Genomic DNA, 15,283 nt, shown 5'->3' with positions numbered 1-15,283 from the left:
GGCGAGACGAACCGGAGCGTGCTAGCTCTTGGTAATGGTTTTGCCGGTGATCGCGGCCACGACCGCATCACCCATCTCGCGCGTGCCCACCTTGGTGGTGCCCTCGGACCAGATGTCGGCCGTGCGCAGGCCCGCCGCGAGCACGGCGTCCACGCCGCGCTCGATGCGAGCGGCGGCTTCGGGCTGGTCGAGGGAGAAGCGAAGCATCATGGCAGCGGACAGGATTGTAGCGAGCGGATTCGCCACGCCCTTGCCCGCGATGTCCGGCGCGCTGCCGTGGCTGGGCTCGTACAGGCCCTGGTTCTTCGCGTTCAGCGAGGCGCTCGGCAGCATGCCGATCGAACCGGTCAGCATCGCCGCCTCGTCGCTGAGGATGTCGCCGAACATGTTGCCGGTGACGATCACGTCGAAGGCCTTCGGCGCCTTGACCAGCTGCATCGCGGCGTTGTCCACGTAGAGGTGGTCGAGCTTCACGTCCGGGTACTGGGCGTGGACCTCGGTGACGATGTCCTTCCAGAACTGGAAGGTCTCCAGCACGTTGGCCTTGTCCACGCTGGTGAGCTTGCCACCGCGCTTGCGGGCCGCCTGAAAAGCCACGTGGGCGATGCGCTCGACCTCGGGGCGGCTGTAGCGCATCGTGTCGTACGCCTCCTCAGCCCCAGGGAAGTGCCCATCGGGTGCATTGCGCCGGCCGCGCGGCTGGCCGAAGTAGATGTCGCCGGTCAGTTCGCGGATGATGAGGATGTCCAGGCCCGCCACCAGTTCGGGCTTCAGGCTTGACGCGTGCGTGAGCTGCGGGTAGCAGATGGCCGGGCGGAAGTTGGCGAACAGCCCCAGGTGCTTGCGCAGCCCGAGGATGGCCTGCTCGGGCCGCAGCGGGCGGTCGAGCTTGTCGAACTTCCAGTCGCCGACGGCGCCGAACAGGATCGCGTCCGCGCTTTGGGCAAGCTTCAGCGTGCTCTCGGGCAGCGGATGGCCCGCGGCCTCGTAGGCAGCGCCGCCCACCGGCGCAGCTTCCAGCTCGAAGCGCAGGTCCAGCACCTCCAGGACCCGGACCGCCTCGTCGACGATCTCGGGACCGATGCCGTCACCCGGCAACACGGCGATCTTCATGCTCTGCAATTCCTCGTGGGTTCAGGAGGCCAGCGTGTTCGCCAGCCAGGGCTTGCGCAGCAGGCGCTCGGCCTCGTAGGCGCGGATCTTGTCCGCGTGGCGCAGCGTCAGGCCGATGTCGTCCAGTCCGCCGAGCAGGCAGTGCCGGCGGAAGGGCTCGACGTCGAACGCCAGCTCACCGCCGTCGGGCTTGACCACCACCTGGCGCTCCAGGTCGATGGTCAACTCGTAGCCCGGGAAGGCCGCCACCTCGTCGAACAGCCGCGCCACCTGCGCCTCGGGCAGCACGATGGGCAGCAGGCCGTTCTTGAAGCAGTTGTTGAAGAAGATGTCGGCGAAGCTCGGCGCGATCAGCGCGCGGAAGCCGTACTGGTCGATGGCCCAGGGCGCGTGCTCGCGGCTGGAGCCGCAGCCGAAGTTGCGGCGCGCCAGCAGCACCGAGGCGCCGCGGTAGCGCGGCTGGTTCAGCACGAAGTCGGGGTTGGGCCGGCGCGACGCCGGGTCCTGCCCCGGCTCGCCATGGTCGAGATAGCGCCACTCGTCGAACAGGTTCACGCCGAAGCCGCTGCGCTTGATCGACTTGAGGAATTGCTTGGGGATGATCGCGTCGGTGTCGACGTTCTCGCGATCGATCGGGGCGACCACCCCCTGGTGCAAACGGAAAGGCTGCATGGCTGTCGGTTTCAGGTGGAGGCGGGACGGACGCTCAGGCGGCAATGCGCCGGACGTCGACGAAGTGCCCTTCCATCGCGGCGGCGGCGGCCATCGCGGGACTCACGAGGTGCGTGCGGCCGCCGGCACCCTGGCGACCCTCGAAGTTGCGGTTGCTGGTGGACGCGCACCGTTCTCCGGGCTCGAGGCGGTCGGCATTCATCGCCAGGCACATCGAGCAGCCCGGCTCCCGCCATTCGAAGCCGGCCGCCTTGAACACCGCATCGAGCCCTTCGCGCTCGGCCTGCGCCTTGACCAGCCCGGAACCCGGCACAACCAGCGCCAGCTTCACGTTGCTGGCGATGCGCCCGCCGACGCGCCGCACCACCGCGGCGGCCTCGCGCAGGTCCTCGATGCGGGAATTGGTGCACGACCCGATGAACACCTTGTCGATGCGGATGTCGCCGATCGGCTTGTTCGGCTCGAGCGACATGTAGGTCAGCGCGCGCTCGATGGCGCCGCGCTTGCCAGCATCCTTCTCGCGGTCCGGATCGGGCACCCGGTCGTTGATCGACAGCACCATCTCGGGCGAGGTGCCCCAGGTGACCTGCGGTGCGATCTGCCCCGCATCGAGTTCGACGACGCGATCAAAGACGGCGTCCTCGTCGGAATGCAGCGTGCGCCAGTAGGCGACCGCGTGCTCCCATTCCACACCGGACGGCGAGAACGGCCGCCCCTTCACGTACTGGATCGTCGTGTCGTCCACCGCCACCAGGCCGGCGCGCGCGCCGGCCTCAATGGCCATGTTGCACACCGTCATGCGGCCTTCCATGCTCAGCGCACGGATCGCCGAGCCGCCGAACTCGATGGTATGGCCGTTGCCGCCGGCCGTGCCGATGCGACCGATGATCGCCAGCACGATGTCCTTGGCGCTGCAGCCGGCCGGCAGCACGCCGTCCACCCGCACCAGCAGGTTCTTCGCCTTCTTGGCGAGCAGCGTCTGCGTCGCAAGCACGTGCTCCACCTCGCTGGTGCCGATGCCATGCGCCAGCGCACCGAAGGCGCCGTGGGTGCTGGTGTGCGAATCACCGCACACCACCGTCATGCCCGGCAGCGTGGCGCCCTGCTCGGGCCCGATCACGTGCACGATGCCCTGACGGCGATCGTTCATCTTGAACTGCGTGATGCCAAAGCGGTCGCAGTTGGCGTCCAGCGTGTCGACCTGCAGGCGCGACACCGGATCGGCGATGCCTCGGGATCGGTCGGTGGTCGGCACGTTGTGGTCGCTCACCGCCAGATTGGCCGACAGTCGCCAGATCTTGCGGCCGGCGAGGTCCAGGCCTTCGAAGGCCTGCGGGCTCGTCACCTCGTGCACCAGGTGTCGGTCGATGTAGAGCACGGCGGTGCCGTCGTCCTCGGAGTGGACGACGTGCTCGTCCCACAGCTTGTCGTACAGAGTGCGTCCCATGGCCTCGATTTTAGGCGTCAACAACAAGAAACCCCGGCGCAGGGCCGGGGTTGCTCTGATCGGAGCGGTCCGGCGTCAGGCGCGCTCGGCAATCGGCGTGACGTCGCGGGCCGTTGCACCGACGAACAACTGGCGTGGGCGGCCGATCTTGTACTCGGGGTCGCCGATCATCTCGTTGAGTTGCGCGATCCAGCCAACCGTGCGGGCCAACGCGAAGATGGCGGTGAACAGGCTCACCGGGATGCCGATGGCACGCTGGACGATGCCGGAGTAGAAGTCGACGTTCGGGTAGAGCTTGCGCGACACGAAGTAATCGTCTTCCAGCGCGATCTTCTCCAGTTCCATCGCCAGCTTGAACAGCGGATCGTTCTGCAGGCCCATCTCGGCGAGCACCTCGTGACAGGTCTCGCGCATCAGCTTCGCGCGCGGGTCGTAGTTCTTGTAGACGCGGTGTCCGAAGCCCATCAGGCGCACGCCCGAGTTCTTGTCCTTCACCTGCTCGATGAACTTGCCGACCTTGGCCACGCCGCCCATCTTCTGGATGTCTTCCAGCATGTTCAGGCAGGCTTCGTTGGCCCCACCATGCGCCGGGCCCCACAGACAGGCCACGCCGGCTGCGATGGCGGCGAACGGGTTGGTGCCGGAGCTTCCGCACAAACGCACCGTCGATGTCGACGCGTTCTGCTCGTGGTCAGCGTGCAGGATGAAGATGCGGTCCATCGCGCGCACCAGCACATCGTTGGGAACGTACTCCTCACAGGGGGTACCGAACATCATCCGCATGAAGTTCGAGGTGTAGCTCAGATCGTTGCGCGGATAGATGTAGGGCTGGCCGATCGAATACTTGTAGGCCATCGCGACCAGCGTGGGCATCTTCGCGATCAAGCGGATCGCCGCGACCGCGCGGTGCTCCGGGTTCTGCACGTCGGTGCTGTCGTGATAGAAGGCCGACAGCCCCCCCACCAGACCGGTCAGCACGGCCATCGGGTGGGCGTCCCGGCGGAAACCGCGCAGGAAGAACTGCATCTGCTCGTTGACCATCGTGTGGCCGTTGACCGTCTTGACGAACTTCGCCTTCTCGGTGACGTTCGGCAATTCGCCGTTGAGCAGCAGATAGCAGGTCTCGAGGAAATCGCAGTTCTCGGCCAGCTGTTCGATCGGGTAGCCGCGGTACAGCAGCTCACCCTTGTCGCCGTCGATGTAGGTGATGGCCGATTGGCACGACGCCGTGCTCAGGAAGCCTGGGTCGTAGGTGAACTTGCCGGTCTGTGCATAGAGCTTGCGGATGTCGATCACGTCCGGGCCCACGCTGCCCTTGTAGATCGGCAAATCCATGCTGGGGCTGCCGTCGGAGAACGACAGGGTGGCTTTCACGTCGGACGGTGTCATGGCAGTTCCTTGGCTAGAGACTTCGAAGGGAGACGAAACGGAGCGGGACAAGGGGCAAAGAGCGAGGGACGAAAGCGAAACGGAGCGCAGCTTCAGGCGGGCCGCGGCGTGCGCAGTTGATCGAGCACCAGGCGAATCTCGGGGCGGTCGAGTTCAGCCTCGGGCTGCGTGCGCACCAGCAACAGGTCCAGCAGATCGTTGTCCGGCAGATCCATCAGCGCTTCCAGGCCCGCCGCCTGACGCTCGGTCAGCGTGGCCTCGTGCCGTGCGAAGAAGCGCTCGATGAACAGGTCGTTCTCGAGCAGGCCGCGGCGGCACCGCCAGCGCAGCTTGCTCAACGCAGCGGGGCTCAGCAGCGGATCGTCGAGCACGTGGGCCATGCGGGTCTGCCGGGTCGGGTCAGACGGCGCGGCGCACCATCAATTCCTTGATCTTGCCGATCGCCTTGGTCGGGTTCAGGCCCTTCGGGCAGACGTCGACGCAGTTCATGATCGTGTGGCAACGGAACAGGCGATAGGGATCCTCGAGGTTGTCGAGGCGCCCCGCGGTGTCCTGGTCGCGGCTGTCGGCGATGAAGCGGTAGGCCTGGAGCAATCCGGCCGGGCCGACGAACTTGTCGGGGTTCCACCAGAAGCTCGGGCAGCTGGTCGAGCAGCTCGCGCACAGGATGCATTCGTACAGGCCGTTGAGCTCGTCGCGCTCATCCGGCGACTGCAGACGCTCCTTCTCGGGCGGCACCTCGTCGTTGACGAGGTAGGGCTTGATCGAGTTGTACTGCTTGAAGAACTGCGTCATGTCCACGATCAGGTCGCGGATCACCGGCAACCCCGGCAGCGGCTTGAGCACCACGGTGCCCGGCAGCGTGCGCATGTTGGTCAGGCAGGCCAGGCCGTTCTTGCCGTTGATGTTCATCGCGTCCGAGCCGCACACGCCCTCGCGGCACGAACGACGGAAACTCAGGCTCGGATCGACCGCCTTGAGCTTGTTCAACGCGTCCAGCAGCATGCGCTCGGAACCGTCGAGCTCGACCTCGAGCGTCTGCATGTACGGCTTGGCGTCGGTGTCCGGGTCGTAGCGGTAGATCTGGAATGTGCGCTTGCTCATGTTCTTGCTTCCTGGGGCGCTTCGGTCTGGGGGATCAGAACGTGCGGACCTTGGGGGGGATCGACTCGACCGACATCGGCTGGAGGTTGACCGGCTTGTAGTCGAGCCGGTTGCCTTCGCTGTACCAGAGGGTGTGCTTCATCCACACGGCATCGTTGCGGCCGTTCGGATGCTCGGGCGTGTCGCCGTAGTCGTTGACCGTGTGCGCGCCCCGGCTTTCCTTGCGGGCCGCGGCCGACACGATGGTGGCCTGCGCCGCCTCGATCAGGTTCTCGACTTCCAGCGCCTCGATGCGGGCGGTGTTGAAGACCTTGGACTTGTCCTTCAGCGCGATGCTCCGCACGCGCTCGGCCACCGCGGCCATCTTGGTCACGCCCTCGTCGAGCATCGCCTGGGTGCGAAACACGCCGGCGTGCTGCTGCATCGTCGTGCGGATGTCGTTGGCCACGTCCTGGGCGTACTCGCCGCTGCTGCTGCCGTCGAGGCGCGCCAAGCGTGCCAGCGTGCGATCGGCAGCATCGGCGGGCAGGGGCTTGTGCAGCTTGTTCTTCTGATTGAACTCGACGATGTGGTTGCCCGCCGCGCGGCCGAACACCAGCAGGTCGAGCAGCGAGTTCGTGCCCAGCCGGTTGGCACCGTGCACGCTGACGCAGGCGCACTCGCCGACGGCATAGAGACCGTTGACGATGTCGTTGGGTCGGCCGTTGTTCGGCACCACCACCTGGCCGTGAACGTTGGTCGGGATGCCACCCATCTGGTAGTGGATGGTCGGCACCACGGGAATAGGCTCCTTGGTGATGTCGACGTTGGCGAAGTTGTGGCCGATCTCGAACACGCTGGGCAGGCGCTTCAGGATGGTCTCGCCGCCCAGGTGGGTCATGTCGAGCTGGATGTAGTCCTTGTTCGGACCGCAGCCGCGCCCTTCCTTGATCTCCTGATCCATGCAGCGCGACACGAAATCGCGAGGCGCCAGGTCCTTCAGCGTCGGCGCGTAGCGCTCCATGAAGCGCTCGCCGTTGCTGTTGCGCAGGATCGCGCCTTCGCCGCGGCAGCCTTCGGTCAGCAGCACGCCGGCGTTGTGCACGCCGGTCGGGTGGAACTGCCAGAACTCCATGTCCTCCAGCGGGATGCCGGCACGCGCCGCCATGCCCAGGCCGTCGCCGGTGTTGATGAAGGCGTTGGTGCTGGCCGCGAAGATGCGCCCCGCCCCACCGGTAGCGAGCAGCACGGTCTTGCCCTGCAGCACGTGGACGTCGCCGGTCTCCATCTCGAGCGCGGTGACGCCGACCACGTCGCCGTCGGCGTCGCGGACCAGGTCGAGCGCCATCCACTCGACGAAGAACTGCGTGCGCGCCTTGACGTTCTGCTGGTACAGCGTGTGCAGCATCGCGTGGCCGGTGCGGTCGGCCGCGGCGCAGGCGCGCTGCACCGGCTTCTCGCCGTAGTTCGCGGTGTGGCCGCCGAACGGGCGCTGGTAGATCGTGCCGTCGGGGTTGCGGTCGAACGGCATCCCGAAGTGCTCGAGTTCGTACACGACCTTCGGCGCCTCGCGGCACATGAACTCGATCGCGTCCTGGTCACCGAGCCAGTCGGAGCCCTTGACGGTGTCGAAGAAGTGGTAGTGCCAGTTGTCCTCGGACATGTTGCCGAGCGAGGCGCCGATGCCGCCCTGCGCGGCGACGGTGTGCGAGCGGGTCGGGAACACTTTGGAGAGCACGGCCACGTTCAGGCCGGCGCGGGCCAACTGCAGCGAGGCGCGCATGCCGGAACCGCCGGCGCCGACGATGACGACGTCGAACTTGCGGGTGGGAAGCTTGGTCGTCATGGTGTCACAGTCTCCACAGCACCTGGATCGCCCAGCCGGCACAGCCGACCAGCCACGAGATCGTCAGCACCTGCAGCAGCAGGCGCACGCCGACCGGCTTGACGTAGTCCATCCAGATGTCGCGCACGCCGACCCAGGCGTGCCAGGCCAGCGAGACGATGACGACGAAGGTCAGCACCTTCATCCACTGCGACGAGAAGATCCCGGCCCAGCGCTCGTAGCCCATCGGCGCGCCGAACAGCACCTGGGCGATCAGCACGATGGTGAAGACCGCCATCAGCGCGGCCGTGACGCGCTGGCTGAGCCAGTCGCGCAGGCCGTAGTGCGCACCGACGACGATGCGCTTGGATCCGTAGTTCTGTGTCATGTTGATCGATCCGCGTTGCCTCAGATTTCTCGTTCTTCTCTTGTCAGTACCAGCCGAACAGCTTGCCCATCAGCGCCAGCGTCAGCAGCGTGCTCAGGCCCAGGGTGATCAGGGCCGAGCGGTGCCCCGCCTCCTTGCTGACGGCATGCGTCATGTCCATCCACAGATGGCGCACGCCGGCGATGAAGTGCAGCAGGTAGGCCCAGATCAGGGCCAGCGCCACCAGCTTGACGAACCAGCCCGGCACGAAGCCGATGCCGGCCACGAAGGCGCTGGTGAAGGTCTCGTAGGAGATCTCGGAACTCAGGCTGGTGTCGAACAGCCAGACGATGAAGGGCAGCAGCAGGAACATGATTGCGCCACTGATGCGGTGCAGGATCGACACGATGCCGGCGGGCGGCAAGCGGTAGCCGACGATCTGGCTGACGTGGATGTTGCGGTACTCCGGACGCGGCCGGCCTGCTTTCACGGTGGTCTCTGCCATACCCATTCACCTTGTTCTGGTCTGTGTAACTTGATGAGTTTATTGCATTGTTGCATCGCAGCAGAAGGAGGCCCGCCGAGGCGCCTCCCATGCCGGATTCTGTTCCGTTCCGGTTCAGCTCAGCTCGTTCCTGTAGTGATGCAGCGTCGTGTCGTACAGGCCCCGGCGCAGTTCCACCGGCCGGTCGCCATAGGTCAGCGTGCGGCGCTCCACGCTCAGCAGCGCGGCGCCGAGCACCACCTGCAGCAGGTCGGCCTCGAGCGCGGTCGCGCTCACCGCCTTCAGCTTCTCCTCGGCGCGGATCATCCGCACGCCGAACTCCGTCTCGAAGGTGGCGTACAGCGCACCGCGCGACTCGGCCAGCCGCTCGGCCGTGAGGCCCTTGAACAGCGCGCCGTTGAGCCAGATATCGTCCAGCACCACCGGGCGGCCGCCGAACGACAGCAGGCGCCGCACCTGGATCACCGCCTCGCCGGCCTTCAGCTCCAGCGCGCGCGCCACCTCGGCGGTCGCCCGCACGCGCCGGCAGTCGAGGAAGCGGCGCTCCACCGTGCCGACCTTGCCTTCGGCGTCGGGCACGAGGCGCAGGAAGCGGTACTGCACCTGCTGTTCCGCATGGGTCGCGACGAAGGTGCCCTTGCCCTGGCGGCGCACCACGAGGTTCTCGGTCGCCAGCTCGTCGATCGCCTTGCGCACCGTCCCCTGGCTCACCTTGTAGCGCGCCGCGAGTTCGATCTCGCTCGGAATCGCCTCGCCGGGACGCCACTCGCCACCCTGCAGGCTGCGCGTGATCAGCGCCTTGATCTGCTGGTACAGCGGGCTGAAGGCCGGCCCCGCCGCCTCGAGCGAGGCGTCTTCCGCGGACAGGGAGGGAGGCAGGGCGTTGGCCATGCGGCGGATTGCATCACAGCGGGCCCCGGATCGTCCACAAAACCAATGAAAGATGTCTTATATAAGACATAAGATTTGGCGCATCCTGCGGCGACCACGTCGATTGCTTCTACACTCGCACTCCTGTGCCGGTCTTCGTCACGTCCTTGACGTACGCGACCCGACCTCCCCATCCCACGACCCTACCTCCGGAGCTTCGACATGAGCAAGAAACCCGTCCGCGTGGCCGTCACCGGTGCTGCTGGCCAGATCGGCTACGCCCTGCTGTTCCGCATTGCCTCCGGCGAGATGCTGGGCAAGGACCAGCCCGTGATCCTGCAATTGCTGGAGATCCCGGACGAGAAGGCCCAGAAGGCGCTGAAGGGCGTGATGATGGAACTGGAGGACTGCGCCTTCCCGCTGCTGGCCGGCATGGAGGCCCACGGCGACCCCATGACCGCCTTCAAGGATGCCGACTACGCGCTGCTCGTCGGCTCGCGTCCGCGCGGCCCGGGCATGGAGCGTGCCGAGCTGCTGTCGATCAACGGCGCCATCTTCACCGCGCAGGGCAAGGCCCTGAACGCCGTGGCCTCGCGCAACGTCAAGGTGCTGGTGGTCGGCAACCCGGCCAACACCAACGCCTTCATCGCGATGAAGGCCGCGCCCGACCTGCCGCGCAAGAACTTCACCGCGATGCTGCGCCTGGACCACAACCGCGCCGCCTCGCAGATCGCCGCCAAGACCGGCAAGCCGGTGTCGTCGATCAAGCAACTGGCGGTGTGGGGCAACCATTCGCCCACGATGTATGCCGACTACCGCTTCGCCACCATCGACGGCGCCTCGGTGAAGGACATGATCAACGACCAGGCCTGGAACAAGGACGTGTTCCTGCCGACGGTCGGCAAGCGCGGCGCAGCGATCATCGAGGCCCGCGGCCTGTCGTCGGCGGCGTCGGCGGCCAATGCGGCGATCGACCACATGCGCGACTGGGCCCTGGGCACCAATGGCGCCTGGGTCACGATGGGTGTCCCGTCGAACGGCGAATACGGCATCCCGAAGGACGTGATGTTCGGCTTCCCGGTCACCTGTGCCAACGGCGAGTACAAGATCGTCGACGGTCTCGCGATCGACGCGTTCTCGCAGGAATGCATCAACAAGACCCTGGCCGAGCTGCAGGGCGAACAGGACGGCGTCAAGCACCTGATCTGAGCCGGCCCGCAGCACCGCCCTCCGAGGCCGATCCCGCTGCGCGGATCGGCCTTTTTCATTCCGCCTCGCCGTTCCCGCATGGAGCCCTCGCGATGAGCCGCCCCCGCATCCACCCCCTGCAGGCGCTGTTCGGCGCCCACGAACACCGGCCGGATCTGCCGGTCTGCGACCACTACGCCGGCGTCGAGCCGCGCATGCGCAAGGCCCTGTCGCTGCAGGCGGACATGGCCGACACCGCACTGTTCGACGTGACGCTCGACCTCGAGGACGGCGCCCCGGTCGGCGGCGAGCCGGAGCACGCACGGCTCGCCGCGGAATTGGTGTCGAGCGCCGCCAACCGCCACGGCCGCGTCGGGGTGCGTGTCCACCCCTATCCTCACCCGAGCTTCGCGGACGACGTGCGCACCCTGCTGGCCGGCGCCGGCGAGCGGCTGGCCTACCTGATGATCCCGAAGGCGCAGGGCGTGGAAGAACTGCGCGACGCCATCGCCGCCATCGAAGCGACCCGCCGCGAGCAGGGCCTGGCGCGCGCGATCCCAGTGCATGCGCTGGTCGAAACGCACGGCGCGCTGCGCGACGTGCAGGCGATCGCGGCGCTGCCGGCGATCGAATCCCTGTCCTTCGGGTTGATGGACTTCGTCTCGGCGCACCACGGCGCGATCCCTGCCTTCGGCATGAGCCTGGCGGGGCAGTTCAGCCATCCGCTGGTGCTGCGCGCCAAGCTGGAGATCTCGGCGGCCTGCCACGCGGCCGGCAAGCTGCCCTCGCACTGCGTGGTCACCGAGTACAGCGACACGCAGGCCATCGCGCAGGCCGCCACACGTGCGTCGCGCGAGCTAGGCTACGCGCGCATGTGGAGCATCCACCCCAACCAGATCCGCCCCATCGTCGAGGCCTTCGCCCCGGTGCCAGCCGAGATCGAGGCGGCTCTCGACATCCTGCTGGCCGCCCAGGCCGCCGATTGGGCCCCGATCGCGCACCGCGGTCTGCTGCAGGACCGCGCGAGCTACCGCTACCACTGGCACGTGCTGGAGCGTGCCGCCCGCACCGGGCGCTCGCTGCCCGACGCGGCGCGCTCGGCGTTCTTCGCCACCGCCGCAGCCTGAGCCGCCCGTGGCCGCACGGCGCGCGCGGCACTCAGTGCGCGCAGAGCGCCAGCACCATCGGCGTGGCGTACTCGCGGCCGACCACGGCGCGCGCATAGAGGTAGTTGTGACGAGCCTGCTCGCTCAGCGCGTCGAGCTGCACGTGGCCCTGCGCATCGCAGGGAAAGCTCAGCGCCCGACCTTCCCTGAACAGCGACTGGAAGCGGATCTCGTAGCGGGTGACGGAGAGGGAGCTCATGCATCGGCCTCCTGCGGCTTCGACGCCCCGCGTCTCCCGGACCCTCCACCGCGTGGAGCCGACCGGCCTTGCGGACGCAGGACTTCGTGTCTCCTCAACGCGCTCGCAGGAACAACGTTGACCCTCTCCAGAACGTAACGCAGCCGCGGGCGCCCACCCTGTCGAGTAGACGCCCGCGACACTGTCGTGCCCGGCGGATGCCGGGTCCTTCGGGGATCAGCTCTTGGCCGGCTCGATGGTGAGCTGGTTGTCGACGCTCACCACCCCCTTGACCGCCATCGCGAGCTGGGTCGCACGCTCGCGAGAGGCGCTGTCCGGCGCCGTGCCGCGCAACGCCACCTTGCCGTCCGCGGTGTCGACATTGATCTTCAGCGCGCTCAGCTTGGGATCCTTCGCCAGTTCGGCGTTGACCGTCGTCGTGATCATGGCATCGCCGACCTTGTCGCCGACCTCGGCCGCCGCATTCTTGGTGGCCTGGGTGGCGTCCTGGGCGGCGCCCTTCACGGCGTTGGCAGCATTGTCCATGCCGCGCTCTGCGCTGGCCTGCGCCTGGTTGACCTTCTGCTCCATGCGCTGCTCGGACTGGGCCACGCCTGCGCCGCTGTCGGCCGGCGCCTGGGCCTGTTCGGTGTTGCGATTGCATCCGGCCAGCGCCAGGGCGGCCAGCAGCACGGTGGAAGCAGACATCGTGGTGAGGGTGCGTGAACTCATCTTCATCTCCATCTCCTTGAAAGGCGGGAGGGCATTGCCTGTAGCAGGGCCCGGACATCGCGAGGGGCCGAAGACACCGGCTCGCGTCGTTGAGATGTAGACAGCTTAGGAACCGCGGGGGGCCCTCACCATCGGCGTGCACCGCGCCGTGTTGTCGGACGATTCCCACGCCCCCACCGCGGCATCCCGCCACGGCGGCAGGGCGCCGCGCTAGCATCGCCGGCGGTCGCCCTGCCGGGGGCGCGACGCAGAAACTCTTCCCGGCCGAGGAGAAGCTGGTGGGCAAGACGCGAGACCGCGACCGATCGATCCGGCTGCTGCTCGCCGCGTGCGCGGCCGGCTGGGTGGGCAGTGCCGCTGCCGCCACCGAGGCGTGGCCGGTGGCCGGCCGGCAGGGAATCATCCGCTCGGTGATCGTGCCGGCCGACCTGGCGGGTCAGCGGGAGGCCTATCAGCCGCAGATCGACAGCCTGTGTGCCGGTGCCGAGACCTGCTTTCTCAACTTCTACACCAACACCACCGGCGCGCCTCTGGCGGTGCCGCTGCCGGATGCGATCGCCAACGAGCCCACCGCCATCCTGAGACGTTCGGCCAAGCAGGGGGTCGACGGCTTTCGCTGGAGCTGCCGCCTGAAGAAGCCCGAACCGGACTGCTACTAGGAAGAAAAGCAGGACCTGGCCCCTGCGGGCGGGGACGCAGGGCGCAGGCCCGACAATCGGGCATGTCCCCGTCCCCCTCGAAAGACGCCCCGTCCGGCGCACCTCCCCTGCCCTTCGGCCAGCTGCCGCTGGCGCCCGCCGTGCTGGCCAATCTGGAGCAGCTCGGCTACCACAGCATGACGCCGGTCCAGGCCGCCACACTGCCGATCGCACTGGCGGGCCGCGACCTGATCGCCCAGGCCAAGACCGGCAGCGGCAAGACGGCCGCCTTCGCCTTGGCCCTGCTGGCGCGGCTCGATCCGCGCCGCCTCGACGTGCAGAGTCTGGTACTGTGCCCGACGCGCGAGCTCGCCGACCAGGTGACTCAGGAACTGCGCCGCCTGGCTCGCAGTCAAGAGAACACCAAGATCCTCACGCTGTGCGGCGGCGCCACGATGCGCCCGCAACTGGCCAGCCTGCAGCACGGCGCGCACATCGTCGTCGGCACGCCGGGTCGCATCATCGACCACCTGGAGCGCGGCAGTCTCGCGCTCGCCTCGCTGAACACGCTGGTGCTCGACGAAGCCGACCGCATGCTCGACATGGGCTTCTTCGACGACATCGCCGCGGTCGCCCGCCATTGCCCACCGCAGCGCCAGACGCTGCTGTTCTCGGCCACCTACCCCGAAGGCATCGCCCGGCTGAGCGCGCAGTTCCTGCGCCAGCCCGAGCATGTCCGGCTCGAATCCCAGCACGACGCAGGCAAGATCCGCCAGCGTTTCTACGAGGTGAAGGAAGAGCAGCGCCTGCACGCGGTCGGACTGCTGCTCGACCACTTCCGTCCCGCCAGCACGCTGGCGTTCTGCAACACCAAACAGCAGTGCCGCGATCTGGTGGCCGTGCTGAGCGCGCAAGGCGTGCAGGCGCTGGCGCTGCACGGCGATCTGGAACAGCGCGACCGCGATCAGGTGCTGCTGCAGTTCGCGAACCGCAGCTGTTCGGTGCTGGTGGCGACCGACGTCGCCGCGCGCGGCCTCGACGTCGAGCAACTCGAAGCGGTCGTCAACGTCGACATCTCGCCCGACCCGGAAGTGCACATCCACCGCATCGGCCGTACCGGCCGCGCCGATCAGGCCGGGTGGGCGCTCAGCCTGGCCACGCTCGACGAAATGCCCAGCGTGGCGAAGATCGATCAGTTGCAGGACCGGGAATCGGACTGGCACCCGCTGAGCGAACTCACGCCGTCCGGCGGCGGGCCCCTGGTGCCTCCGATGGTCACGCTGCAGATTCTGGGCGGTCGCAAGGAGAAGATCCGTCCCGGCGACGTGCTGGGTGCGCTGACCGGCGACGCCGGCCTGGCCGCTGCCCAGATCGGCAAGATCAACGTCACCGAGTTCTCGACCTACGTGGCCGTCGAGCGCAGCATCGCCAAGGAGGCGCTGCGCAAGCTCGACGGCGGCCGGGTCAAGGGCAAGAAGATCAAGGCACGCAGCCTTCAGGCATGAGCCCGGCGGGCGGACGGCGTCCGGACCGCGTCTTCAAAGCGACGGGTCGGCCTGGGCACGGGGCGCAGCGCATTCGATTCGGGATCGGACCGCTCGGTGGCCGACGTCGGCGGGTTCATCGCGACCAGGCGCATCATCTTGCTGTGCGGTGCGTCCCAGTAATCGGCGGAGTGCGGGACGAACTTCAACAGCACGAGGTAGGGTGATTCGGGACCCTCGAGGAACCAGGGCTTCGCATAGGGCGTCCACAGGCGCTTCACGTGCTCCCGGTCGCGAACCACCTCGCCGTGACCGGAGATGGACACGTAGATCGAGTTCGCTTCGTTGGAGAAGCTGAGGTTCAGAGGGATCAGCCGCTCCGTCTTCTCCGAACGCACGTCGGTGAAGAACCACAGCGCGCCGTCACCGTCCATCTCCAGCGGCGTCATCGGCCGGCTCACCAGCGAACCGTCGCGTTCGACGCCACTGAGCATCGCGATCGACATGCCGTCGATCAGGCTCGCCAGTTGGTTCAGGTCGGCCGTTTCTTGTGTTTCGATGTTCATGGACCACTCCTTGCGTTGGGGTGCACTCATGGTCGCCCCGGGCCGGGGCGCGAACTATCG

17 protein-coding genes are annotated in these 15,283 nt (G+C 67.5%); 4 read left to right on the top strand and 13 right to left on the bottom strand.

Annotated elements, in window-relative coordinates:
• Window positions 1–21 precede the first annotated feature (21 nt).
• The 10 genes from leuB to C1M51_RS16940 form a co-directional block, all read right to left on the bottom strand.
• A complete protein-coding gene (leuB, locus tag C1M51_RS16985) occupies window positions 22–1,113 on the bottom strand; it encodes a 3-isopropylmalate dehydrogenase (RefSeq protein ID WP_129451641.1) in 1,092 nt (363 codons plus the stop codon).
• A 21-nt stretch (window positions 1,114–1,134) separates the two neighbouring features.
• The gene (gene leuD / locus C1M51_RS16980; RefSeq protein WP_129451639.1) at window positions 1,135–1,785 is read right to left on the bottom strand and encodes a 3-isopropylmalate dehydratase small subunit; all 651 of its coding nucleotides are present in this window, start codon (window positions 1,783–1,785) and stop codon (window positions 1,135–1,137) included.
• Window positions 1,786–1,819: 34 nt separating this feature from the next.
• Window positions 1,820–3,232 carry a 3-isopropylmalate dehydratase large subunit gene (gene leuC, locus C1M51_RS16975; protein ID WP_129451638.1) on the bottom strand — a complete coding sequence of 471 codons (1,413 nt, stop codon included), beginning with the start codon at window positions 3,230–3,232 and terminating at the stop codon, window positions 1,820–1,822.
• Between the two features lie 75 nt (window positions 3,233–3,307).
• Window positions 3,308–4,621, bottom strand: a complete 1,314-nt coding sequence (locus C1M51_RS16970) for a citrate synthase (protein WP_036232183.1) — start codon at window positions 4,619–4,621, stop codon at window positions 3,308–3,310.
• Between the two features lie 92 nt (window positions 4,622–4,713).
• A complete protein-coding gene (locus C1M51_RS16965; protein WP_129451636.1) occupies window positions 4,714–5,001 on the bottom strand; it encodes a succinate dehydrogenase assembly factor 2 in 288 nt (95 codons plus the stop codon).
• Window positions 5,002–5,020: 19 nt separating this feature from the next.
• Window positions 5,021–5,725 (bottom strand): succinate dehydrogenase iron-sulfur subunit, encoded by a 705-nt coding sequence (locus C1M51_RS16960; protein WP_129451634.1) that lies wholly within the window; start codon window positions 5,723–5,725, stop codon window positions 5,021–5,023.
• A gap of 34 nt (window positions 5,726–5,759) precedes the next feature.
• Window positions 5,760–7,550 (bottom strand): succinate dehydrogenase flavoprotein subunit, encoded by a 1,791-nt coding sequence (sdhA, locus tag C1M51_RS16955; protein WP_129451632.1) that lies wholly within the window; start codon window positions 7,548–7,550, stop codon window positions 5,760–5,762.
• A 4-nt stretch (window positions 7,551–7,554) separates the two neighbouring features.
• A complete protein-coding gene (gene sdhD / locus C1M51_RS16950) occupies window positions 7,555–7,917 on the bottom strand; it encodes a succinate dehydrogenase, hydrophobic membrane anchor protein (RefSeq protein ID WP_036232185.1) in 363 nt (120 codons plus the stop codon).
• Window positions 7,918–7,960: 43 nt separating this feature from the next.
• Window positions 7,961–8,401, bottom strand: coding sequence for a succinate dehydrogenase, cytochrome b556 subunit (sdhC, locus tag C1M51_RS16945; RefSeq protein ID WP_129451630.1), 441 nt, complete (start codon window positions 8,399–8,401; stop codon window positions 7,961–7,963).
• Between the two features lie 114 nt (window positions 8,402–8,515).
• Entirely contained in the window at window positions 8,516–9,292 is a 777-nt protein-coding gene (locus C1M51_RS16940; protein WP_129451628.1) for a GntR family transcriptional regulator, read from the bottom strand.
• A 201-nt stretch (window positions 9,293–9,493) separates the two neighbouring features.
• Between C1M51_RS16940 and C1M51_RS16935 the strand changes: the two genes are divergently transcribed.
• Window positions 9,494–10,480, top strand: a complete 987-nt coding sequence (locus C1M51_RS16935) for a malate dehydrogenase (protein ID WP_129451627.1) — start codon at window positions 9,494–9,496, stop codon at window positions 10,478–10,480.
• 92 nt (window positions 10,481–10,572) lie between these two features.
• Window positions 10,573–11,586: a CoA ester lyase gene (locus C1M51_RS16930; RefSeq protein ID WP_207207768.1), complete on the top strand. Its 1,014-nt coding sequence runs from the start codon at window positions 10,573–10,575 to the stop codon at window positions 11,584–11,586.
• A gap of 31 nt (window positions 11,587–11,617) precedes the next feature.
• On the opposite strand, the gene C1M51_RS16925 is transcribed toward C1M51_RS16930, so the two are convergent.
• Both C1M51_RS16925 and C1M51_RS16920 read right to left on the bottom strand, forming a co-directional pair.
• Window positions 11,618–11,824 (bottom strand): hypothetical protein, encoded by a 207-nt coding sequence (locus tag C1M51_RS16925; protein WP_036232189.1) that lies wholly within the window; start codon window positions 11,822–11,824, stop codon window positions 11,618–11,620.
• A 216-nt stretch (window positions 11,825–12,040) separates the two neighbouring features.
• Window positions 12,041–12,535, bottom strand: coding sequence for a BON domain-containing protein (locus tag C1M51_RS16920; RefSeq protein ID WP_242499807.1), 495 nt, complete (start codon window positions 12,533–12,535; stop codon window positions 12,041–12,043).
• Window positions 12,536–12,813: 278 nt separating this feature from the next.
• Between C1M51_RS16920 and C1M51_RS16915 the strand changes: the two genes are divergently transcribed.
• The gene (locus C1M51_RS16915) at window positions 12,814–13,194 is read left to right on the top strand and encodes a hypothetical protein (RefSeq protein ID WP_129451625.1); all 381 of its coding nucleotides are present in this window, start codon (window positions 12,814–12,816) and stop codon (window positions 13,192–13,194) included.
• Between the two features lie 62 nt (window positions 13,195–13,256).
• Window positions 13,257–14,678, top strand: a complete 1,422-nt coding sequence (dbpA, locus tag C1M51_RS16910; protein WP_129451623.1) for an ATP-dependent RNA helicase DbpA — start codon at window positions 13,257–13,259, stop codon at window positions 14,676–14,678.
• Here the strand turns inward: dbpA and C1M51_RS16905 are convergent.
• Window positions 14,669–15,223: a pyridoxamine 5'-phosphate oxidase family protein gene (locus C1M51_RS16905; protein WP_242499806.1), complete on the bottom strand. Its 555-nt coding sequence runs from the start codon at window positions 15,221–15,223 to the stop codon at window positions 14,669–14,671. The genes dbpA and C1M51_RS16905 overlap by 10 nt on opposite strands.
• Window positions 15,224–15,283 lie beyond the last annotated feature (60 nt).

This window comes from Methylibium sp. Pch-M, from assembly GCF_004136295.1.
In the GTDB taxonomy this organism is placed as follows: domain Bacteria; phylum Pseudomonadota; class Gammaproteobacteria; order Burkholderiales; family Burkholderiaceae_C; genus Methylibium; species Methylibium petroleiphilum.
The sequence above is the reverse complement of the archived record's forward strand: the minus strand, read 5'-3'. Positions and strand labels throughout refer to the sequence as shown.